Annotated in this window: 18 protein-coding genes; 5 read left to right on the top strand and 13 right to left on the bottom strand. The window is 61.6% G+C overall.

Annotation, left to right across the window (positions count from 1 at the left end):
- Positions 1 to 50: 50 nt before the first annotated feature.
- On the bottom strand, positions 51 to 2,306 hold the full coding sequence (locus KHO49_RS05345; protein WP_170001159.1) for a TonB-dependent receptor: 2,256 nt from the start codon (positions 2,304 to 2,306) through the stop codon (positions 51 to 53).
- A gap of 207 nt (positions 2,307 to 2,513) precedes the next feature.
- Here KHO49_RS05345 and KHO49_RS05350 point away from each other — a divergent pair, with 207 nt between their 5' ends.
- From KHO49_RS05350 to KHO49_RS05360, 3 genes are read left to right on the top strand one after another with little or no spacing between them, the layout of a single operon-like run.
- Positions 2,514 to 3,194, top strand: a complete 681-nt coding sequence (locus KHO49_RS05350; RefSeq protein ID WP_060842472.1) for a Fe2+-dependent dioxygenase — start codon at positions 2,514 to 2,516, stop codon at positions 3,192 to 3,194.
- Positions 3,195 to 3,197: 3 nt separating this feature from the next.
- A complete protein-coding gene (locus tag KHO49_RS05355; RefSeq protein ID WP_213664730.1) occupies positions 3,198 to 3,983 on the top strand; it encodes a tetratricopeptide repeat protein in 786 nt (261 codons plus the stop codon).
- Positions 3,984 to 4,009: 26 nt separating this feature from the next.
- A complete protein-coding gene (locus tag KHO49_RS05360; RefSeq protein WP_102878347.1) occupies positions 4,010 to 4,198 on the top strand; it encodes a hypothetical protein in 189 nt (62 codons plus the stop codon).
- Between the two features lie 51 nt (positions 4,199 to 4,249).
- On the opposite strand, the gene KHO49_RS05365 is transcribed toward KHO49_RS05360, so the two are convergent.
- The 5 genes from KHO49_RS05365 to KHO49_RS05385 all read right to left on the bottom strand — a co-directional run bounded on the left by KHO49_RS05365 (position 4,250) and on the right by KHO49_RS05385 (position 9,528).
- A complete protein-coding gene (locus tag KHO49_RS05365) occupies positions 4,250 to 5,413 on the bottom strand; it encodes a type III PLP-dependent enzyme (RefSeq protein WP_102861110.1) in 1,164 nt (387 codons plus the stop codon).
- 654 nt (positions 5,414 to 6,067) lie between these two features.
- Complete coding sequence (locus KHO49_RS05370; RefSeq protein WP_102861111.1) at positions 6,068 to 7,225, bottom strand: osmoprotectant ABC transporter ATP-binding protein OsmV; 1,158 nt, start codon at positions 7,223 to 7,225, stop codon at positions 6,068 to 6,070.
- Entirely contained in the window at positions 7,222 to 7,875 is a 654-nt protein-coding gene (locus KHO49_RS05375; RefSeq protein WP_102861112.1) for an ABC transporter permease, read from the bottom strand. The genes KHO49_RS05370 and KHO49_RS05375 overlap by 4 nt, the downstream gene beginning before the upstream one ends.
- 15 nt (positions 7,876 to 7,890) lie before the next feature.
- On the bottom strand, positions 7,891 to 8,787 hold the full coding sequence (locus KHO49_RS05380) for a glycine betaine ABC transporter substrate-binding protein (protein WP_213664731.1): 897 nt from the start codon (positions 8,785 to 8,787) through the stop codon (positions 7,891 to 7,893).
- A gap of 24 nt (positions 8,788 to 8,811) precedes the next feature.
- Positions 8,812 to 9,528 (bottom strand): ABC transporter permease, encoded by a 717-nt coding sequence (locus KHO49_RS05385; RefSeq protein WP_102878350.1) that lies wholly within the window; start codon positions 9,526 to 9,528, stop codon positions 8,812 to 8,814.
- 349 nt (positions 9,529 to 9,877) lie between these two features.
- On the opposite strand from KHO49_RS05385, the gene KHO49_RS05390 reads away from it, so the two are divergent.
- Both KHO49_RS05390 and KHO49_RS05395 read left to right on the top strand, forming a co-directional pair.
- On the top strand, positions 9,878 to 11,461 hold the full coding sequence (locus tag KHO49_RS05390) for a peptide chain release factor 3 (RefSeq protein ID WP_102878351.1): 1,584 nt from the start codon (positions 9,878 to 9,880) through the stop codon (positions 11,459 to 11,461).
- Positions 11,462 to 11,796: 335 nt separating this feature from the next.
- Positions 11,797 to 12,042: a hypothetical protein gene (locus KHO49_RS05395; RefSeq protein WP_170001157.1), complete on the top strand. Its 246-nt coding sequence runs from the start codon at positions 11,797 to 11,799 to the stop codon at positions 12,040 to 12,042.
- Between the two features lie 106 nt (positions 12,043 to 12,148).
- Here the strand turns inward: KHO49_RS05395 and KHO49_RS05400 are convergent, their stop codons facing one another.
- The 7 genes from KHO49_RS05400 to KHO49_RS05430 form a co-directional block, all read right to left on the bottom strand.
- Positions 12,149 to 13,120 carry a peptide ABC transporter ATP-binding protein gene (locus tag KHO49_RS05400; protein WP_102861117.1) on the bottom strand — a complete coding sequence of 324 codons (972 nt, stop codon included), beginning with the start codon at positions 13,118 to 13,120 and terminating at the stop codon, positions 12,149 to 12,151.
- Positions 13,120 to 14,088, bottom strand: a complete 969-nt coding sequence (locus KHO49_RS05405) for an ABC transporter ATP-binding protein (RefSeq protein WP_110596007.1) — start codon at positions 14,086 to 14,088, stop codon at positions 13,120 to 13,122. Before KHO49_RS05405 ends, KHO49_RS05400 begins: the two co-directional genes overlap by 1 nt.
- A 10-nt stretch (positions 14,089 to 14,098) precedes the next feature.
- Positions 14,099 to 15,010: an ABC transporter permease subunit gene (locus KHO49_RS05410; protein WP_011059232.1), complete on the bottom strand. Its 912-nt coding sequence runs from the start codon at positions 15,008 to 15,010 to the stop codon at positions 14,099 to 14,101.
- A gap of 11 nt (positions 15,011 to 15,021) precedes the next feature.
- The gene (locus KHO49_RS05415; protein ID WP_102861119.1) at positions 15,022 to 16,032 is read right to left on the bottom strand and encodes an ABC transporter permease subunit; all 1,011 of its coding nucleotides are present in this window, start codon (positions 16,030 to 16,032) and stop codon (positions 15,022 to 15,024) included.
- 73 nt (positions 16,033 to 16,105) lie between these two features.
- Positions 16,106 to 17,701: an ABC transporter substrate-binding protein gene (locus KHO49_RS05420; protein ID WP_110596008.1), complete on the bottom strand. Its 1,596-nt coding sequence runs from the start codon at positions 17,699 to 17,701 to the stop codon at positions 16,106 to 16,108.
- 78 nt (positions 17,702 to 17,779) lie between these two features.
- Positions 17,780 to 19,186: an OprD family porin gene (locus KHO49_RS05425; protein ID WP_110596009.1), complete on the bottom strand. Its 1,407-nt coding sequence runs from the start codon at positions 19,184 to 19,186 to the stop codon at positions 17,780 to 17,782.
- Between the two features lie 166 nt (positions 19,187 to 19,352).
- Positions 19,353 to 20,939, bottom strand: coding sequence for an ABC transporter substrate-binding protein (locus KHO49_RS05430; RefSeq protein WP_110653059.1), 1,587 nt, complete (start codon positions 20,937 to 20,939; stop codon positions 19,353 to 19,355).
- Positions 20,940 to 21,118: the final 179 nt, after the last annotated feature.

Genomic DNA, 21,118 nt, shown 5'->3' on the forward strand with positions numbered 1-21,118 from the left:
CGTGGGGCTTGGCGGCCTGTGGCGGGGGCCACAGGCGGTCGGCTGCTGGGTCAGAAGTGGAAGTTGGCGCTCATCAGGGCGGTACGGCCGGCGGCTACGTGGGCGTAGTGGGTCTGGAACACCTGGTCGAAGTAACGCTTGTCGGTCAGGTTCTGCACGTTGAGCTGCAGGTCGACGTTCTTGGTCAGCTTGTAGCTGGCCATGGCGTCGTAGCGCCAGTAGGACGGGATCTCCACCGAGTTGGCGATGTTGCCGAACTGCGAATCGACGAAGGTGGCGCCGGCGCCGACAGTGAGGCGTTCCGGGATCAGGTCATAGGTCGACCACAGGGTGAAGTTGTTCCGTGGCGTGCTCGGGGTGTGGTTGCCCTCGTCCACCGCCAGGGTGGTTTTCACCACTTCGCTTTCCATGTAGGTGTAGCCGCCGTAGACCTTCCAGTTGCGGGTCAGCTTGCCGCTGTAGGTCAGTTCCAGGCCGTTGACCCGTTGTTCACCGTCCAGCACCTGGGTGGCGCCGCCATCCGGGTCGTTGATCCGCGCGTTGGTCTTCTCGGTGCGGAACAGGGCCGCGGTCAACGACAGATCGTCATCGAAGAAGTCCCACTTGGTGCCCACTTCGTAGTTGCGGTTCTTTTCCGGGTCCAGGCTGCTGTTGTTCGCGGCCAAGTCCAGGCCGCCGTTGCCGCTGGTCTCGCCCGCTGGGTTGCTGGAGGTGGAGTAGGCGGCGTAGACGCTGCCGTTGGGCAGTGGTTTGTAGACCACGCCAACCTGGTAGTTCCACAGCTGCGAGTTGTTCTCGCGGGCAAATTCACCCGCCGGGGCCCGAGTGGCGAAGCCGCTGGAACGAGTCTGGTAGTCGTCGAAACGCAGGCCCAGGTTCAGCGACCATTGTTCGTTGAACTTCAGGGTGTCGAACACGTAGGCCGCAGCGGTCTTGGTGTCGGTGTCGGTGTAGGCCGCGCTGTCCTTGATGGTGCCGTTCCAGCCGGCGCCCGGCGTCGGGTTGTTGAGGCTGGTGCAGTCGCCGTTGGCGATCAGGGCCGCGTTACAGGTGCTGCCGTTGACCGCCGAGGTCACGTCGTAGGCACGGTTGTGGGTATCCACGTAGGAGAACTCGATACCGGTCACCAGGCTGTGCTCGATGAAACCGGTGTCGAACTTGGCGCTCAGGTCGGTCTGGTTGGTCCAGCCCTTGGAGGTCGAGTTGCGGCTTTTCGGGCTGCGGTAGACGGTGCCATTGGCCACGTTGCCACGGCTGTCATCCGGGTTGGTGACGATGTAGTCCAGGGTCGAGCGCGACAGGCGGAAGCTGTTGGACAGGGTCAGGTTGTCGTTCAGATCGTGTTCGATCTTGATCGTGCCGCTGTCTTCGCTGGTCTTGCGGTAGTCGCGGCCGGTGAGACCGTAGAAGTTGTCACGATTGACGCTGACCGGTTTGTCGACGTTGTACTTGCTGCGGCGAGTGCCGCTGTTGGTCAACGGGATGCCGTAGTCCGGGATGTCGTCAGTGTTGAGGTGGTAGTAGCCCACGGTGACCCGGGTGTCGGTACCCAGGCCGAACGCGAAGGAGGGCGCCACGCCCCAGCGGCTGACTTCCACGGCGTCGCGACCGGCCACGTTGGCCTCGTGCTTCATCAGGTTCAGGCGAAAGGCCGAACTGTCGGTCATCTGCTGGTTGAGGTCCAGGGTGGTGCGTTTGGTCTGGTCCGAGCCCCAGGTGAACCCACCGTTGTAGGAGTTGCCCAGCTTGGCGGTCTTGGACACCAGGTTCAGGCTGCCGCCGGTGGAACCGGCACCGGTAAAGGCCGAGCCAGGGCCCTTGCTGACTTCGATGGACTCGACGTTGAAGATCTCCCGGCTTTGCGAGGCAGGATCACGCATGCCGTCGATGAACACGTCGCTTTCGGCGTTGAAGCCGCGAATGATCGGGCGGTCACCGGCCGGGTTGCCGCCTTCACCGGCACCAAAGGTAATCCCGGGTGTGGTGCGCAGGGCATCCACCAGGCTGGTGGCAGCAGTGTCGCGCATCACTTGCTGGGGAATCACCGTCACGCTTTTCGGCGTTTCCCGAAGTGGTGCTGTGTATTTTTTCGAGGAGGAGGAGTCGACCTTGTAAGACGTCTGCTCCTGGGCCTCACCAGTAATGCTGGTGGCATCCAGGGCAATGGCCTTGCCCGCTGTCTTTTGCTGGGTGTCTTGCGCAGCCTGGACCATATGGCCCGCGGAGCCGGCGGTAATCGCCACGCCAATGGCGGAGGCCAGCAGGCGTGGTGAACTGACAGCGGATGGTGGTTGTTGGCGTGACATGGTGGTTCCCCTCCCCAAGGATTTGAGGTCGCGGAATATAGGGGAAAGAAACAATCGTTATCAATTGCGAAACGTTACTATTCGCACTGAATTTACAATCTTTACAATTTATCCTTACGGTTTTTGCGCGCTCATTCGTCACCGGGTTTTACACAGTCAATAAGAATCAATACCATTGAGGGCCTTTCGCTGCTCAGGTACCTGGCCATGTTGCTGCACATCCCCGGCGTGTTCACCCGTGATGAGGTAGGGCGCATCCGTGAAGCCCTGGAGCAGGCGGACTGGGCGGATGGCAAGATCACCGCCGGTTACCAGTCGGCCAAGGCCAAGCACAACCTGCAACTGCCCGAAGGGCATCCGCTGGCCCAAGAGATCGGCGCGGCGATGCTCGATCGCCTGTGGCAGAACCCGCTGTTCATGTCCGCCGCCTTGCCGCACAAGGTGTTCCCGCCGCTGATCAACTGCTACACCGCCGGCGGCAGTTTCGACTTCCATATCGACAACGCTGTGCGCCAGCCCAAGGGCAGCGCGGAGCGGGTACGCACCGATCTGTCCTCGACCCTGTTCTTCAGCGACCCCGAGGATTACGACGGCGGCGAGCTGGAGATCCAGGACACCTACGGCCTGCAGCGGGTCAAGCTGCCGGCGGGGGACATGGTGCTGTACCCCGGCACCAGCCTGCACAAGGTCAACCCGGTGACCCGCGGCGCTCGCTATGCCTCTTTCTTCTGGACCCAGAGCCTGGTGCGCGAAGACAGTCAGCGCGCCTTGCTGTTCGAGATGGACGGAGCGATCCAGGAGCTGACCCGGGATGTGCCCGAGCATCCTTCGCTGATCCGCCTGACCGGCACCTATCACAACCTGCTGCGGCGCTGGGTCGAGGTGTAGGCGGTGACTGTTCAACTTCGCCGCGAGGAAGTCCTCGACGGCGCGCAACTGAGCGCCATGCTCCAACAGAGTCCGGCCCGTGCGGCCCAGGCGATATTGGTGGCGGCCCGAGAGGGGCTGGTGGAGGCCCAGGCGCTGCTGGGACAGATCCTCCTCGACGGCCACGGCATCCAGCAGGATCAACCCCTGGCCTTGCGCTGGTTCGAAATCGCCGCGCGACGTGGGCACCTGATGGCGCGCAACATGCTCGGCCGCTGCCATGAGCACGGGTGGGGATGCCCGGCGGATGCCGCCCGCGCTGCCGGGCATTATCGATTGGCTGCCGAAGCGGGGCTGGATTGGGGCCTGTACAACTACGCCAACCTGCTGGCCACCGGCCGTGGCGTGGCGCAAAACCACGCCCTGGCCCTGGCTTGCTACCGCCGTGCGGCAGAGCTGGGGCATGCCAAATCGATGAACCTGCTGGGGCGTTACCTGGAGGAAGGGCTGGTGTGTCCGGCCGACCCGCAAGCGGCCCACGAATGGTATCGACGCTCGGCCGAAGGCGGGGATTTCCGTGGACAGTTCAGCTATGCGGCGGTGCTGGCCGATGCCGGTCGTATCGACGAAGCCGTGGATTGGCTGCAGCAGGCCCTGGCGGGCGGCAACCTGAATTTCCTGCGGGTGGCTTGCGCTGCGTTGCTCAATGCCACGCATCCAAAGATTCGCGAACTGGCCCAGGCCTATCAGCGGCGCGCAGCGCAATTGGCGGATGAACGGGATGGCGAGCAGCTTGCGGACTTGGCCTGAGTGGGGATGACGCAAGGAAAAGTCTCATGAGTGATTCCCAGGTCTCTTTTGGCCTGCCGTCTTTCAATGTCGCCACTCGCAGGACACTGGAAGCAATGGCCGATGTCGATTGCGCAAGAGTGATCGACCATCAGCAAGTCGTGGCGTGGGCTGCGAGCTTGAGTCAGCCTTGTCCTTTGCCAAAGCCGCCGCCACAAAAAGCCAAAAGCCCATGACAGGTCATGGGCTTTTTCTTGCAGCTTGTCGCTAGCAGCTAGCCACTGTCCTTACAGGTAAAACGCCTTCAGCGGCGGAAAGCCGTTGAATTCCACCGCGCTGTAGCTGGTGGTATAGGCGCCGGTGGACAGCCAGTACAGGCGGTCGCCGATGGCCAGGTTCAGCGGCAGGCCGTACTTGTAGTTCTCGTACATGATGTCGGCGCTGTCGCAGGTCGGGCCGGCGATCACCACTTCTTCCACTTCGCCTTTCTTCTCGGTCCAGATCGGGAACTTGATGGACTCGTCCATGGTTTCGATCAGGCCGGAGAATTTGCCCACGTCGGTGTAGACCCAGCGCTCCACGGCGGTGCGGGATTTACGCGCCACCAGCACCACTTCGCTGACCAGGATGCCGGCGTTGGCAATCAGCGAACGGCCAGGCTCAAGGATGATTTCCGGCAGCTCGTCGCCGAAGTCTTCCTTGAGGAAGCGGATGATTTCCTCGGCGTAGGTTTCCAGGCTGTTGGTACGGGTGATGTAGTTGGCCGGGAAGCCACCGCCCATGTTGATCAGTTTGAGCTCGATGCCGTCTTCTTCCTTCAGGCGTTCGAAGATCACTTTGACCTTGGCGATCGCCGCGTCCCAGACGCTGATGTCGCGCTGTTGCGAACCCACGTGGAACGACACGCCGTAAGGCACCAGGCCCAGGTCGCGGGCGAGGATCAGCAGGTCCATGGCCATGTCGGTCTGGCAGCCGAATTTGCGCGACAGTGGCCAGTCGGCGGTGGTGGAGCCTTCGGTGAGGATGCGCACATAGACTTTCGAACCCGGGGCGGCCTTGGCGATGTTGCGCAGGTCGGCTTCGGAGTCGGTGGCATACAGACGCACGCCCTTCTCATAGAAGTAGCGGATGTCCTTGGATTTCTTGATGGTGTTGCCGTAGCTGATGTTGGCCGGGTTGACGCCGCGGCCCAGCACTTTGTCCAGCTCGTAGATCGAGGCGATGTCGAAGCTGGAGCCTTTTTCGTGCAGCAGGTCGATGATCTCGGCGGCCGGGTTGGCCTTGACCGCGTAGTAGACCTTGGCGAATTCGAAACCGGCGCGCAGGTCGTCATAGGCCTGGGCGATCATCTGGGTGTCGATGACCACGAACGGGGTTTCTTGCTGGTCGGCGAACGCCTTCATTTTTTGAAAGGTTTCGCGCGCGAAATAGTCTTCGACGTTAATCGACATGCGTTGGGAGCTCCTACTGGCAAACGTTAGAAATCAATGGGTGCAAATCAGAACGTCCTCCGTATCCCCACTTTGGTTCGCCTACTTCCCAAGGCATGTCGCCGAAAGCAAAAAGGCCATGGGAAAGTTTCCCTTGGCCTTGCTGTCTCGTCGTCAGTACTTGAGCCGGATGGATCGTTTCCAGCATGGACGTTCGGCGCGAACTTTAGGTGGTGAGGGGCCTGAGATCAACAAAAAATGTCGCGTTTTTGCACTTGTCTGACGTGCGTAAACGACACCTCTCTTTGTAGCCGACACAGATGACGGACAGATGTTCCCGAAGATTTTCCAAGTGTTAAAAATACCTGCACGTTCGACGCTTTTGCGCGCCAAGTGTCTGGAAAGTATGAAGGCGTCAACATCGACGACGTTAGCGACGAGAGGCTGATCAGAGGGGGATCTTGGCTGTTTCGGAAGGTGCTGCCGGACGGCGTTCGCGGGGGCGGCTGTTGATATTTTTTTCCGCCATGTCAGTGGGCCGAAAAACCAGTGGCGAGGGCGCTTGCTCCCGGTGAACTGCGCAGCAGTTCCACTCTTTTTGGCAAAGAGGGGCCGCTTCACGGCCCAGGTGCAGCAAGCGCCCTCGCCACAGGTTCGTTATTGGCTATTTATTGATCAGGCGACCACTGCCTCAGCCGGCGAGACGATGTTGGTCTTCATCCCCCGCGAACGCCCGGAGCTCAGGTAGGCCGCAATGGATTCCTGGGTCACCTCACCGAGAAATACCCGCTCGGCATCCAGCACCGGCAGCCACGAACGGTTGAACTCGTACATGCGCGACAGAAGAATCCGCAGGTGTTCGTCGTAGGCGGCGGTGGCGTTGAATTCGCGCAGGAACTGGGCACAGGTGCCGGTCTGACGGTGCAGGTCGCGACGGCGTACATAACCCAGGGCCTTGTTCTCGGCGCAGGTCACCACCACGTAGCGGCGGTCGTGTTCGTCCATCAGGTCCAGGGCCTCGGCTACCGGGGTTTCCGGGCTCACCGACGGTGCGTTGTCCGCGGCGTCTTCGGCCTTCACCAGCAACAGGCGTTTCAAGGTGCTGTCCTGGCCGACGAAGTTGCTGACGAAGTCGTCCGCCGGGTGCGCCAGCAAGGTGTCCGGGTGATCGATCTGCAGCAGCTTGCCGGCGCGGAAGATGGCGATCTTGTCCCCCAGCTTGATGGCTTCATCGATGTCGTGGCTGACCATGATCACGGTCTTGTTCAGCGCGCGCTGCATCTCGAAGAACTCGTTCTGGATCATCTCGCGGTTGATCGGGTCCACCGCGCCGAAGGGTTCGTCCATCAGCAGCAGCGGGGCGTCCGCCGCCAGGGCGCGAATCACCCCGATGCGCTGTTGCTGGCCGCCGGACAGCTCACGTGGATACCGATGCAGGTACTGCTTGGGTTCGAGCTTGATCATGCTCATCAGCTCACGGGCGCGGTCGTGGCATTTCTGCTTGTCCCAGCCCAGCAGCTTGGGCACCACCACAATGTTTTCCTCGATGGTCATGTTGGGGAACAGGCCGATCTGCTGGATCACATAGCCGATGTTGCGGCGCAGGGTGACTTCGTCGAGGTCGGTGGTGTCTTCGCCGTTGATCAGGATCTTGCCCGAGGTGGGCTTGATCAGGCGGTTGATCATCTTCAGCGTGGTGCTTTTGCCGCAGCCCGAAGGGCCGAGGAATACGCAAATTTCGCCTTCATTGACGGTCAGGCTTACGGAGTCAACGGCGGTGATGGTCTTGCCGTTGCTTTGGAAGGTCTTGGTCAGCTTTTGAAGTTCGATCATTTGAGCAGTCCTTTTGGTGTCAGCGAGCGTTGCAGCCATTGCAGAAGCAGGTCGGCGAAGATGGCCAGGAGACTGACCAGTAGCGCGCCGACGATCAGCATCGACATGTCGCTGCGGCTGATGGAAGCAAGAATGAGTACGCCCAGGCCGCCGGCGCCAATGGTGGCGGCGATGGTCATGACGCCGATGTTCATCACCACGGCGGTGCGCACCCCAGCGAGGATCACCGGCACCGCGATCGGCAGTTCGACCATGCGCAGGCGCTGGCCGAAGGTCATGCCGATGCCGCGGGCGGCTTCGCGGATGCCCGGCTCGACGCCGGTCAGGGCCAGGTAGGTGTTGCGCATGATCGGCAGCAGGGAATAGAGGAACACCGCCGTGATGGCCGGCAGCGGCCCCAGGCCCTGGCCGAACTTGGAGTAGAACGGCAGCAGCAGGCCGAACAGGGCGATGGAGGGAATGGTCAGCAGCACGGTGGCACTGGCCTGCAACGGGCCGGCCAGGGTCGGGAAGCGGGTCATCAGGATGCCCAGGGGCACACCGAAGACAATCGCCAGGGTCACGGCGATGCCCACCAGGGTGATGTGCTGCCAGGTCAGGTGCAGGACCTGGGCCCAATCGAGATGGGAAAAGGCGTTCAAGAATTCCATGTCTTCTCCTCTCTATTAGTGGTTGATCGGATGTTGGCGCAGGAAATCGGCGGCCACGGCGGATGGGCTTTCATGGTCGACGTCGACCTGCGCGTTCAGCTGGCGCATGGTTTCGTCGTCGAACAGCGCCGCCAGCGGCTTGAGGTCCGCCGCCAATTGCGGGTGGGCGTCGAGATACGCCTGACGCACCACGGGGGCTGCGGTGTAGTCCGGGAAGTAATGCTTGTCGTCTTGCAGCAGCTTGAGCTTGAAGGCGTTGAGCCGACCGTCGGTGGTGTAGACCAAACCGGCAAATACCTGGCCATTGCGCAAGGCGGTGTAGACCAGGCCGGCGTCCATTTGCCGGGTGTTCTTGCGGGTCAGGTTCATGTCGTACAGCTTGACCATGCCGGCCAGGCCGTCGGAGCGGTTGGCGAACTCGGTGTCCAGGGCCACCAAGCGGTTTTCCTTGGGGTTTTCGGCCAGGGCTCGGGTCAGGTCGCTGATGCTGTTGATCTGCGGATGTTCCTTGGCCACGTTCTCCGGCAGGGCCAGGGCGTAGGTATTGCTGAACTTGGACGGCGCCAACCAGACCAGGCCTTTTTTCGCGTCGAGTTCTTTGACTCGGGCGTAGGACTGCTGGCTGTCGAGTTTCTCGTCGATGTGGTTGTAGGCCACCAGCGAGACCCCGGTGTATTCCCAGATCAGGTCCAGCTGGCCGCTTTCCTGGGCGCTGCGCGCCAGGTTGCTGCCCAGGCCGCCGGTGACGCGGGTGTCGTAACCCTTGCTGCGCAGGTACTGGGAGGTGATTTCCGCCAGCAGGGTCTGTTCGGTGAAGACCCGGGCACCAATGCGGATCAGTGGTTTTTCCGCGGCTTGCACCCATCCAGCGAAAAGCAGGATGCAGCCGAGTATCAGGCTTGTTTTTTTCATGTTCATTCCTTGGCGCTTACGGACTTAGGACGGGCGCAGACCACGTTCCAGCCAGAGGCGGCTGGCCAGGGTGACCAGACCGTCGAGGAGCAAGGCCAGCAGCGCAGTGCAGGCGGCGCCGAGCAGCAATTGCGGCTGATTGTTCAGGGCGATGCCGGGGAAGATCAGGCTGCCCAGGCTGTTGGCGCCGATCAGGAAGGCCAGGGGCGCGGTGCCGACGTTGATCGCCAGGGCCACCCGCACGCCACCGATGATGATCGGCACGGCATTGGGCAATTCGACTTTCCACAGCACCTGGCGCGGGGTCATGCCGATGCCGACGGCGGCTTCCTTGAGGGAACCCTGGACGTTTTTCAGGCCTTCGTAGGTGTTACGCACGATGGGCAGCAAGGAGGCGAGGAACAACGCGAAGATGGCCGGGCCACTGCCGATGCCGAGAATCCCCAGGGCGATGGCCAGGACGGCCAGAGGGGGGACGGTGTTACCGATGTTGAACACTTGCATGAAGCGTTCGGCGCGTCCGACCATGCTCGGGCGGCTGAGGAAGATGCCGGCGGGGATGCCCACGAGCAGTGCGGCGAGCATGGACGCCAGGACCAGGAACAGATGAGCTTGCAGGTAGAACAACAGATCGTCGCGGTAGTGTTCGATCGTCGTGATGCCGATCCAGTGGACCAGCAGGGCCAGGAGGGCGATGACCGCAGCGCCTCCTATCAGCCCTTTGCCATAGCGAATAGCCACAGGCGGACTCCTTTTTTCAGTCGGCGGGCACTTTCCCGTGTGGCAAGGCCATTCCTGGCTGCCGCGAAAGTACGCGCGAAAAGCAGCTCGTCGAGTGCCGGCAAAGCGGCGGGTGAACGAGCCATGAGCGCAGCTTCGTCAAGCTAACGTGCTGATATTTCAGCCCCTGACGACAGCGCGTGACAGGGGAGTGGACGTCTCCACGTTTTAAAAGGTTCCATACTTGGCAGCATTTAGCCACCGTTTATCTGCCGCGCGGTGGCCTGGGGGACAGGGGCAGCGGTGGCCCGCAAGGCTTTGTGTGGGCTATAATCTGCGCCCTTTTTTGATCACCGCCAGGCGATTTCCCATGACCAACCAGGCCGCCGAAGTCGCGAAACGCCGCACTTTCGCCATTATTTCCCACCCGGATGCGGGTAAGACCACCATCACCGAAAAGCTCTTGCTGATGGGCAAGGCGATTGCGGTGGCGGGTACGGTCAAATCGCGTAAGTCCGACCGCCATGCCACTTCCGACTGGATGGAGATGGAGAAGCAGCGGGGTATTTCCATTACCACGTCGGTCATGCAGTTCCCCTATCGCGAACACATGATCAACCTGCTGGACACCCCGGGCCACGAAGACTTCTCGGAAGATACCTATCGCACCCTGACCGCCGTGGACTCGGCGCTGATGGTGCTCGACGGCGGTAAGGGCGTTGAGCCACGGACCATCGCCCTGATGGACGTCTGCCGCCTGCGGGATACGCCCATCGTCAGCTTCATCAACAAACTCGACCGCGATATTCGCGACCCGATCGAGCTGCTGGACGAAATCGAAGCGGTGCTGAAGATCAAGGCCGCGCCTATCACCTGGCCGATCGGTTGCTACCGCGACTTCAAGGGTGTGTACCACCTGGCGGGCGACTACATCATCGTCTACACCCCGGGCCACGGCCACGAACGTACTGAAACCAAGATCATCGAGAAACTCGACTCCGACGAAGCCCGTGCCCACCTGGGTGACGAGTACGAGCGTTTCATCGAGCAGTTGGAACTGGTGCAGGGTGCCTGCCACGAGTTCAACCAGCAGGAGTTCCTCGACGGCCAGTTGACCCCGGTGTTCTTCGGTACCGCCCTGGGCAACTTCGGTGTCGATCACGTACTCGATGCCGTGGTGGACTGGGCGCCACTGCCGCTGGCTCGTGTTGCCAACGAGCGCAGCGTCGCGCCCCAGGAAGAAAAATTCAGCGGTTTCGTGTTCAAGATCCAGGCGAACATGGACCCCAAGCACCGCGACCGTATCGCCTTCATGCGCATCTGCTCGGGCAAGTACGAGAAGGGTATGAAGATGCGCCACGTGCGCACCGGCAAGGACGTGCGCATCGGCGACGCCCTGACCTTCTTCTCCTCCGAGCGTGAACAGCTGGAAGAAGCCTACGCTGGCGACATCATCGGCCTGCACAACCACGGCACCATCCAGATCGGCGACACCTTCACCGAAGGCGAGGCCCTGGGCTTCACCGGTATCCCGCACTTCGCCCCGGAACTCTTCCGCCGCGTGCGCCTGAAGGACCCGCTCAAGTCCAAGCAACTGCGCCAGGGCCTGCAACAGCTGGCCGAAGAAGGCGCGACCCAGGTGTTCTTCCCGGAGCGCAGCAACGACATCATCCTCGGCGCCGTGGGTGTGCTGCAGTTCGATGTGGTGGCCAGCCGCCTGAAGGAGGAATACAAGGTGGAGTGCTCCTATGAGCCGATCACCGTATGGTCCGCCCGCTGGATTGAGTGCAGCGACAAGAAGAAGCTGGAAGAGTTTTCCAACAAGGCGGTGGAGAACCTGGCGTTGGACGGCGGTGGTCACCTGACTTACCTGGCGCCGACCCGGGTCAACCTGGCGCTGATGGAAGAGCGCTGGCCGGATGTGAAATTCCGCGCTACCCGCGAACATCACTAAGTTCGCCTGTAACACCCCAAGCCCCGCTGTGCAGACAGCGGGGCTTTTTGTTGCGCGCAGGATAGGCCCGCCGCCCCTTAGGAGCTGGCTTGCCAGCGAAGGCGGCGGACGCGGCGGTGCACGGCTTGCGGGCCTCTTCGCCGGCAAGTCGGCTCCTACCGGTTGTGCTGTATTTCAGGGAGCGCCGTTAGTCGGAAGGGCCTGGCAGGTTTGGCTGTCGATAGCCTGCTATCTGGAAAAGCCGGGATATCGGGACTAGGTTTCAGACAGTGCTGTGACCTGCGCAAGGTTGGGCGCAGCCTTTGATGATTCACCTGTGAAGGATGGAATCGGCTATGAATATTTTTCAACGCACGCTGTTGCTGATCAAAGTGCTGGTGATGCTGTCGCTCGGAACCTCGGCGGCCTGGGCTCACAATCTGCTGGAGGTCAAGGAGCCGGGCTTTTCGTCGACCATAGGCGAACCGGAACAGATGCTCGCCCAGTCCGAGTCGGAACCGGGGGATGAAGGGCAGGGGGGCAGTTCGGGCGATGACGATCAGACCACCGACGATGACGACGAGGGTGACAGCCAGAGCTAAAAGAAAACCCCTGGCCACGGACTGATGCGCAATCCATTGCCAGGGGCGAGTGGAACACTGTACAGGCGCTCCCGGAGTGTTTCGGGAGCGCCTTTTTCATGTCCGCTTAAACCACAAACTGCTCGGCGTAGTGGCAAGCCACCTGGCGGCTGTCGAGCTGGCGCAGGGCCGGCTCTTGCGTGCTGCAACGCTCGGTGGCGTAGGGGCAGCGCTTGTGGAAGGCACAGCCGGGTGGCGGGTTCAGCGGGTTGGGCAATTCGCCGACGATCTTGATCTTCGGCTTGTCCGGGTCCGGATGGATGGTTGGGGTCGCCGACAGCAGCGCCTGGGTGTAGGGATGCAGGGGGCGGGTGTAGATGTCCTCCTTGGGGCCCATTTCCACCGGCCGGCCGAGGTACATCACCAGCACCTGGTCGGCGACGTGACGCACCACCGCCAGGTTGTGGGAGATGAACACGTAGGCGGTGTTGAATTCCTGCTGCAGGTCCATGAACAGGTTCAGCACCTGGGCCTGGATCGACACGTCCAGGGCCGAGGTTGGCTCATCCGCCACCAACACCTTGGGTTGCAGCATCATCGCCCGGGCCAGGGCAATGCGCTGGCGCTGGCCGCCGGAGAACATATGTGGGTAGCGCTGGTAATGCTCGGGGCGCAGGCCCACCTGCTTCATCATCGCCTGGACTTTTTCCCGGCGTTCGGCGGCGGACAGCTTGGTGTTGATCAAGAGCGGCTCGGCCAGTTGATCGCCAATCTTCTGCCGTGGGTTGAGCGAGGCATAAGGGCTCTGGAACACCATCTGCACATCTTTGCGCAGTTGCTTGCGCTGGGCCTTGTCGGCGCCGGCCACTTCCTGGCCGGCGATTTTCAGCGAGCCGGAAGAGGGTTCCTCGATCAGGGTCAGGGCCCGGGCCAGGGTGGACTTGCCACAGCCGGACTCGCCGACCACGGCCAGGGTCTTGCCGGCTTCCAGTTCAAAGGACACGCCGTTGAGGGCACGCACGGTGGCATGGCCCTTGAACAGGCCACGGGACACTTCGTAGTGACGGGTCAGGTCGCGGGCGGTAAGAACGACGGCCATTACGCCACCTCCTGATTGAGCGGGTAGAAGCAGCGCACTAGGCTGGCGGCTTTCGGGTCGAGGCTGGGGCGTTGCTGACGGCAGTTGTCCTGAGCATAGGGACAGCGTGGCGACAGCAGGCAGCCTTGTGGGCGGTCATAACGCCCGGGGACGATACCCGGCAGGGTCGAGAGGCGGGTGGCGCCCAGGCTGTGCTCGGGAATCGCCGCCAGCAGCGCTTCGCTGTAAGGGTGCGCGGGGATGTCGAACAGCTGCGGCACCTGGCCGACTTCCACGGCTTGGCCGGCGTACATCACGCAGACGCGCTGGGCGGTTTCGGCCACCACGGCCAGGTCGTGGGTGATCAGCACCAGGCCCATGTTCTGCTCTTTCTGCAGGTTGAGCAGCAGGTCCATGATCTGCGCCTGGATGGTCACGTCCAGAGCGGTGGTGGGTTCGTCGGCGATCAGCAGCTTGGGTTCGCCGGCAATCGCCATGGCGATCGCCACCCGCTGGCTCATGCCACCGGAGAGCTGGTGCGGGTAGGCGTCCATGCGGCTGGCAGCGCCGGGAATCTCGACCTTTTCCAGCAGCTCGATGGCGCGCTTGCGCGCGGCCTTGCTGGACATCTTCAGGTGCAGGCGCAGCACTTCCTCGATCTGGAAGCCCACGGTGTAGCTGGGGTTGAGCGCGGTCATCGGGTCCTGGAAGACCATGGCCAGGTCCTTGCCGACGATCTGCCGGCGCTGGCGGGCGCTGAGCTTGAGCATGTCGCGGCCGTCGAAGCTCAAGGCATCGGCGGTGACGATGCCGGGATGCTCGATCAGCCCCATCAGCGCCATCATGGTCACCGATTTGCCGGAGCCGGACTCGCCGACGATGGCCAGCACTTCGCCCTTGTCGACCTTGAGGTCGAGGCCGTCCACCACCGGCACCGCCGTGGCATCGCCGAAGCGTACGTTGAGATTCTTGATTTCTAGCAATGACATGGGAATCTCCTCAGGCGGCGTTCTTGAGTTTCGGGTCCAGCGCATCGCGCAGGCCGTCGCCCATCAGGTTGATTGCCAGCACGCTGAGCAAAATGGTCAGACCCGGCAGGCTCACGACCCACCAGGCGCGTTCGATGTAGTCCCGGGCCGAGGCCAGCATAGTGCCCCACTCTGGAGTTGGCGGTTGCACGCCGAGGCCGAGGAAGCCCAGGGCGGCGGCGTCGAGGATCGCCGAGGAGAAGCTCAAGGTGGCCTGGACGATCAGTGGCGCCATGCAATTGGGCAGCACGGTGATGAACATCAGGCGCGGCAGGCCGGCACCGGCCAGGCGCGCGGCGGTCACGTAGTCGCGGTTCAGTTCGCCCATCACCGCGGCACGGGTCAGGCGCACATAGGACGGCAGGGACACCACGGCAATGGCGATCACGGTGTTGATCAGGCCTGGGCCGAGGATGGCGACGATGGCCACGGCCAGCAGCAGCGAAGGCAGGGCCAGCATGATGTCCATCAGGCGCATGATGGTCGGGCCCAGCAAGCGCGGGAAGAAACCGGCGAACAGCCCCAGGAGGATGCCCGGGATCAGCGACATCACCACCGATGACAAGCCGATCAGCAACGACAGGCGCGAACCCTGGATCAGTCGCGACAGCAGATCGCGGCCCAGCTCATCGGTGCCCAGCAGGAACTGCATCTGCCCGCCTTCGAGCCAGGCCGGCGGCGTCAGCAGGAAGTCGCGGTACTGCTCGCTGGGGTTGTGCGGCGCCACCCAAGGGGCGAACAGCGCGCAGAACACGATCAGCAGCATGAACAGCAGGCCGGCCACCGCCCCCTTGTTGCGGGAGAAGTGCTGCCAGAATTCTTTGTAGACGGACGGATAGAGCAGGCTTTGATCGACTGCTACTGAGGAAGTTGGAGTGCTCATTAGTCTTGATCTCAGCGCTGGTGACGGATGCGTGGGTTGGCAAAGCCGTAGAGGATGTCCACCACGAAGTTGACCATGATCACCAGGCAGGCGATCAGCAGGATGCCGTTCTGCACCACGGGATAGTCCCGGGCGCCGATGGCTTCGATCAGCCACTTGCCGATTCCCGGCCAGGAGAAGATGGTTTCGGTCAGCACGGCGCCGGCCAGCAGGGTGCCGACTTGCAGGCCGACCACCGTGAGTACCGGAATCAGTGCGTTGCGCAGGCCGTGGACGAATACCACCCGCGCAGGCGACAGGCCCTTGGCCTTGGCGGTGCGGATGTAGTCTTCACGCAGCACTTCGAGCATCGAGGAACGGGTCATCCGCGCGATCACCGCCAGGGGAATGGTGCCCAGCACGATGGCCGGCAGGATCAGGTGATGCAGGGCGTCGAAGAAGGCGTCGGTGTCTTTGGCCAGCAGGGTGTCGATGAGCATGAAGCCGGTTTTCGGCTCGATGTCGTAGAGCAGGTCGATGCGTCCGGACACCGGGGTCCAGCCCAGGCTCACCGAGAAGAACATGATCAGGATCAGGCCCCACCAGAAGATCGGCATCGAGTAACCCGCCAGCGAGATGCCCATGACCCCATGGTCGAACAGGGAGCCTCGCTTGAGGGCGGCGATCACCCCGGCCAGCAGCCCGAGGATGCCGGCGAACAGCAGGGCGGCCATGGACAGTTCCAGGGTCGCGGGGAACAGCGAAGTGAATTCGCTCCACACACTGGTGCGGGTGCGCAGGGATTCGCCCAGGTCACCGTGGGCGAGCTTGCCGATGTAGTCCAGGTATTGGGCATACAGCGGTTTGTTCAATCCAAGGCGTTCCATTGCCTGGGCATGCATCTCGGGGTCGACCCGACGTTCGCCCATCATGACTTCCACGGGGTCGCCGGGAATCATGCGTATCAAGGCGAAGGTCAGCAAGGTGATGCCGAAGAATGTGGGGATCAACAACCCCACACGGCGGGCAATAAAACTAAACATCTTCTGAAGTACCTCAATCAGCCGGTTAGGCGTTCCCGCCGCCCTTGGGGTCAAGGGCGGCGGGCGTTTCTTATCACTTCACTTGGGTGGTCGCGAAGTTGTTGGTGGTCAGGGGGCTCTGGTGGTAACCCTCGACGTTCTTGCGCATGGCGGTGAACATCTTCGGATAGGCCATGGGAATCCACGGTTGATCCTGTTGGAAAATCAGCAACGCCTTTTCATAGAGCTCTGCGCGTTTGGCAGGTTCAGCGTCGGAACGGGCCTGGTCGATCAGGTCCTGGAACTCCTTGTTGCACCAGCGGGCGTAGTTTTCGCCGTTCTTGGCGGCGTCACAACTCAGGTTCGGGGTCAGGAAGTTGTCCGGATCGCCGTTGTCACCCGCCCAGCCGGCCGACACCATATCGTGTTCGCCGTTTTTCGCACGCTTGAGCATCTCGCCCCACTCCATGACGCGGATCTCGAGCTTGAGGCCGATCTTGGCCAGGTCAGCCTGCATCATCTGGGCCCCCAGCAAAGGGTTGGGGTTGGTTGGGCCACCGCCATTGCGGGTGAACAGGGTGATGACCGTGCCATCCGGCACGCCGGCCTCCTTGAGCAGGGCACGGGCCTTGTCCAGGTCCCGGGCCGGGTTCTGCAGGCTGGTGTTGAAGCCCAGCAAGGTCGGAGGATAAGGGCCGGTACCCACCAGGGCGTTGCCTTTGCCGTAGAGGCTGTTGACGTAGGCTTCCTTGTCGAAGGCGATGTCGATGGCTTTGCGCACTCGCACGTCGCTCATGTATTTGCGCGTGGTGTTCATGGCGATGTAGCCGGTGGTCATGGCGGCCAGCTCGTCGACCTTGAGGTTGGCGTCGGCCTTGATGCTGGGGATGTCATCGGGCTTGGGGTACAGGGCGATCTGGCATTCGTTGGCCTTGAGCTTCTGCAGGCGCACGTTGTTATCGGTGGTAATTGCCAGCACCAGCGGGTCCGCCGGTGCCTTGCCCCGGAAGTAGTCCGGGTTGGCCTTGAAGCGGACCTGGGCGTCCTTGGCGTAACGCGTGAAAATGAACGGGCCGGTGCCGATGGGCTTGCTGTTGAGGTCGGCTGTCTTGCCTTCCTTGAGCAGCTTGTCGGCGTATTCCGCCGGGAAAATTGAAGAGAAGGCCATGGCGATGTCGGCCAGGAACGGTGCCTCGCGGCGGGTCAGGGTGAAGACCACGGTGTGGTCGTCAGTCTTCTCGACACTTTTGAGCAGTTCCTTGAAGCCCATGCTTTCGAAATAGGGGAAGCCGACGCTGGATTTGTCGTGCCAGGGATGCTTCGGGTCCAGTTGACGCTGGAAGCTCCAGAGCACGTCGTCGGCGTTCATGTCGCGGGTTGGGGTGAAGTAGTCGGTGGTGTGGAACTTGACGCCTTTGCGCAGGTGGAAAGTGTATTGCAGGCCGTCCGGGCTGATCTCCCAGGACTCCGCCAGGGCGGGCTGGATGTCCGTGGTGCCGGGCTTGAAGTCCACCAGGCGGTTGAAGATGGTTTCCGCCACCGCATCGGCAGTGACTGCAGTCGTGTACTGGACCATATCGAAGCCTTCCGGGCTGGCTTCGGTACAGACCACCAAGGGTTTGGCTGCGACGCCCATGGCGACGCTCAGCAGTGCGGCGCCCATGGCCGCTCTCAGGGGAAGCATTTTCATCAAGAACCCTCTGCAATCAATTGAACCAGATTAGCTTGAATGGCGGATTCGTCATGAGTCCGCCCTTCAACTGGTGGGTTAGAGAATATTGAACGGGATGGTGGTGACCAGACGGAATTCATTGATGTTGCCGTCGGCCTGGTTCTCGCTCGCGCGGTGAGTGGTGTAGGTGGCGCGGATCGCCGTGGCTTTCAGCGGGCCGCTCTGCACGGCGTAGGAAGCACCGATGCCGTATTCGTAGTGGTGTTCGCCGTCCATGGTGCGTACGCCATAGAGCTTGCCTTCCGAGTTGATGCCGCCGTAGGCACTGCCGTTGTAGTGGGTGCCGTCGATGCCCCAGCCACGGGCCTGGTAGATGTTGAACTTCAGGCCGGGCACGCCGTATTCGGCCATGTTCAGACCGTAGGCGATCTGGAAGGATTTCTCGTTCGGGCCGTTGAAGTCCGAGAGCAGGGAGTTGGCCAGGTAGATGCCGTTGGTTTCGTGCAGGTAGTCGAAGTATTCGTTGCCGCTGACTTCCTGGTAAGAGAAGGTCAGGCTATGGGCCTGGTGGGTCAGGCCGAGAGACAGGGAGTAGGTATCGTTGTCGATATTGCCCATGTCTTTCTTGCCGGTGTCGACAGTCTTGTAGTAGTTCAGGCCGGTGGTCAGGCTCAGCACCGAGCTGTCGCCCAGCTCGTGGGTGGCGCCGAAGTAGTACTGGTTCCAGAAGTCTTCCACCTTGGAGGCATAGAGGCTGGTCTTCAGGCTTTTCAGCGGCTGGTAGTTGAGGCCGACGATGCTCACGCGGTCGGTCTCGGCGGTGTTGCTGGTGTACTCGGAGCGGAATTTCGACAGGCTCTGTTCGGTCCGTGGCGATACCCGGTCGAAGGTGCCGGCATCGAACGACAGGTTGTTGAACTCTTCGCTGTGGATGCTCACCCCTTCAAAGCTCGAAGGCAGTGCACGGTTGCCGATGACATCGACGATTGGCGTGCTGAAGTTCTGCCGGCCGGCGGTCAGGGTGGTGTTGGACACGCGGAATTTGACGTTGGCCAGGCCCAGCTTGCTCCACTGGCCCACGGCATCGCCGTCGGAATGGGTCAGGGTGCGGTTGTTCTTGCCGGCGATGTGCTTGCGGTCACGATCCAGGGCAATGGCGTTGTAGGCCGCGACTTCGGTGCTGACGCCCACGGTGCCTTCGGTGAAGCCGGAGCTGTAGTTGAGGATGGTGCCCTGGACCCAGTTGATGCGGCGTGGGGTCGAGGTATCTACACCATTGTGTTGGTACGAAAAACGGTCATTGCGACGTTTCAGCTCGTTGGCGTACCAGTTGCGGGTGGTACCCGACAGGCTTTGCCCTTCGATGAAGCCTTTGGCCTCCGCCTGGGCATTGGTGCTGTTCTGTACAGTCGGGACGAAGTCCTGGCTGACGTTCTCCGCATAGGCCGTGGCGGTGATGCTACTGATAGCCAAGGCTAACAATGCGCTGCTGCTCAGTTTCATGGGTGAAGCTCCTTTGTTTTCTTTTTTAGATGCCGGTTTTTTTGGGCCGGCTGGTTTTTGGAACTCATTCATGGCATCGCAAACGTTTGCACGCGGCTCAATCGCCGAATTCAGGCAAAGCGCCTGCGTGAGGGCGAGAGTCGCCCTCAGGGTTCTGGCTCATCGGTTATGGGGTCAGGCTGACACCTGAGAAGGAGTTGCGGCCGAAGGGACTGACCTTGAAGCCCTCGACTTTCGCACTCAACGGCTGGTTGATCGTCGAGTGGGCCACAGGCGTGATCGGCACTTGCTGCTTGAGCAACTGCTGGGCCTGCTTATAGAGCTCGGTGCGCTGTTCACGGTCGGTGACGACCTTGGCTTGCTTGATCAGCTGGTCGTATTGCGGGTCGCACCACATGGAGTAGTTGTTGCCGCCGATGGCGTCACAGCTGTACAGGGTGCCGAGCCAGTTGTCCGGGTCACCGTTGTCTCCGGTCCAGCCGATCAGACTGATGTCGTGTTCGCCGTTTTTGGTGCGCTTGATGTATTCGCCCCATTCGTAGCTGACGATCTTCACCTTGAGGCCGATCTTCGCCCAGTCGGACTGGAGCATTTCGGCCATCAGCTTGGCGTTGGGGTTGTAGGGGCGTTGCACGGGCATGGCCCAGAGGGTGATTTCCGTGCCTTCCTTGACCCCGGCAGCCTTGAGCAGCTCACGGGCTTTTTCCGGGTTGTAGGCAGCGTCCTTGACCGTCTCGTCGTAGGACCACTGGGTGGGCGGCATGGCGTTCACCGCCAACTGGCCGGCGCCCTGGTACACGGCATTGAGGATGCTCTGCTTGTTCACCGCCATGTCCAGTGCCTGGCGTACTTCGAGGCGGTCGAAGGGTTTGTGTTGCACGTTATAGGCGATGTAGCCGAGGTTGAAGCCGGGCTTCTCGATGACTTGCAGTTTCGGGTCGTTTTTCAGGGCATCGATGTCGGCGGGACGCGGGTGCAGGGTCACCTGGCATTCGCCGGCGCGCAGCTTCTGCACGCGTACCGAGGCATCGGTGTTGATGGCGAAGATCAGCCTGTCGAGCTTGACCCGGCTCGGGTCCCAGTAATGCGGGTTGGCGGCGTAGCGGATCTGCGAGTCTTTCTGGTAGCGCTGGAACACGAAAGGTCCGGTGCCGATGGGTTGCTGGTTGATCTGGCTGGGCGTGCCGGCCTTGAGCAGTTGCTCGGCGTATTCGGCGGAGAGGATCGCGGCAAAGCTCATGGCCAGGTTCTGGATGAACGCCGCGTCCACGGTGTTGAGGGTCATGACCACGGTCATGGGGTCGGTTTTTTCGACCTTGGCGATGTTCTTGTTCAGGCTCATGCCGTTGAAGTAGGGAAACTCCGTCGGATAGGCCTTACGGAACGGATGTTCGGCGTCGAGCATGCGATTGAAGGTGAACAGCACGTCGTCGGCGTTGAGGTCACGGCTGGGCTTGAAGTAGGGAGTGCTGTGGAACTTCACCCCTTCACGCAGGTGAAAGCTGTACTTGAGGCCGTCCTCGGAAATATCCCAGCTCTTGGCCAGGGCCGGCAGTACGTTGGTTGCGCCTTTTTCGAACTCCACGAGGCGGTTGTACAACGGCTCGGCGGCATCGTTGTCGGTGGCGGTGGTGTACTGCGCGGTGTCAAAGCCTGCGGGGCTGCCTTCGGAACAGAACACCAGGCTGCGGTCGGCAGCGCTGCAGATCGAACTGGTGGCCAGCAGGGCCGAGAAAATCAACGAATGACGCATGACGGTCCATCTCCATTTTTTGTTGTGATGATCAATGGACCCTGGCTCCTTCCTGGAGCCTGTACAGGCCATTGATGCCCAACCATGGCTGCAGCAAATGCCCACCGATAGACGCAGTTTTGCCATGCCTCGACGTTAGGAGCCGAAGGCTGGGTCGTATATGCGCTGTACCTGAAAGG

It is taken from the genome of Pseudomonas sp. RC4D1 (genome assembly GCF_018390395.1).
Lineage (GTDB): Bacteria > Pseudomonadota > Gammaproteobacteria > Pseudomonadales > Pseudomonadaceae > Aquipseudomonas > Aquipseudomonas danubii.

Bases quoted from the DNA above. Each gene is read 5' to 3' on its own strand.
- KHO49_RS05345 (WP_170001159.1), bottom strand. From the start codon at position 2,306: ATGTCACGCCAACAACCACCATCCGCTGTCAGTTCACCACGCCTGCTG.
- KHO49_RS05350 (WP_060842472.1), top strand. From the start codon at position 2,514: ATGTTGCTGCACATCCCCGGCGTGTTCACCCGTGATGAGGTAGGGCGC.
- KHO49_RS05360 (WP_102878347.1), top strand. From the start codon at position 4,010: ATGAGTGATTCCCAGGTCTCTTTTGGCCTGCCGTCTTTCAATGTCGCC.
- KHO49_RS05365 (WP_102861110.1), bottom strand. From the start codon at position 5,413: ATGTCGATTAACGTCGAAGACTATTTCGCGCGCGAAACCTTTCAAAAA.
- KHO49_RS05370 (WP_102861111.1), bottom strand. From the start codon at position 7,225: ATGATCGAACTTCAAAAGCTGACCAAGACCTTCCAAAGCAACGGCAAG.
- KHO49_RS05375 (WP_102861112.1), bottom strand. From the start codon at position 7,875: ATGGAATTCTTGAACGCCTTTTCCCATCTCGATTGGGCCCAGGTCCTG.
- KHO49_RS05380 (WP_213664731.1), bottom strand. From the start codon at position 8,787: ATGAAAAAAACAAGCCTGATACTCGGCTGCATCCTGCTTTTCGCTGGA.
- KHO49_RS05390 (WP_102878351.1), top strand. From the start codon at position 9,878: ATGACCAACCAGGCCGCCGAAGTCGCGAAACGCCGCACTTTCGCCATT.
- KHO49_RS05395 (WP_170001157.1), top strand. From the start codon at position 11,797: ATGAATATTTTTCAACGCACGCTGTTGCTGATCAAAGTGCTGGTGATG.
- KHO49_RS05400 (WP_102861117.1), bottom strand. From the start codon at position 13,120: ATGGCCGTCGTTCTTACCGCCCGCGACCTGACCCGTCACTACGAAGTG.
- KHO49_RS05405 (WP_110596007.1), bottom strand. From the start codon at position 14,088: ATGTCATTGCTAGAAATCAAGAATCTCAACGTACGCTTCGGCGATGCC.
- KHO49_RS05410 (WP_011059232.1), bottom strand. From the start codon at position 15,010: ATGAGCACTCCAACTTCCTCAGTAGCAGTCGATCAAAGCCTGCTCTAT.
- KHO49_RS05415 (WP_102861119.1), bottom strand. From the start codon at position 16,032: ATGTTTAGTTTTATTGCCCGCCGTGTGGGGTTGTTGATCCCCACATTC.
- KHO49_RS05420 (WP_110596008.1), bottom strand. From the start codon at position 17,701: ATGAAAATGCTTCCCCTGAGAGCGGCCATGGGCGCCGCACTGCTGAGC.
- KHO49_RS05425 (WP_110596009.1), bottom strand. From the start codon at position 19,186: ATGAAACTGAGCAGCAGCGCATTGTTAGCCTTGGCTATCAGTAGCATC.
- KHO49_RS05430 (WP_110653059.1), bottom strand. From the start codon at position 20,939: ATGCGTCATTCGTTGATTTTCTCGGCCCTGCTGGCCACCAGTTCGATC.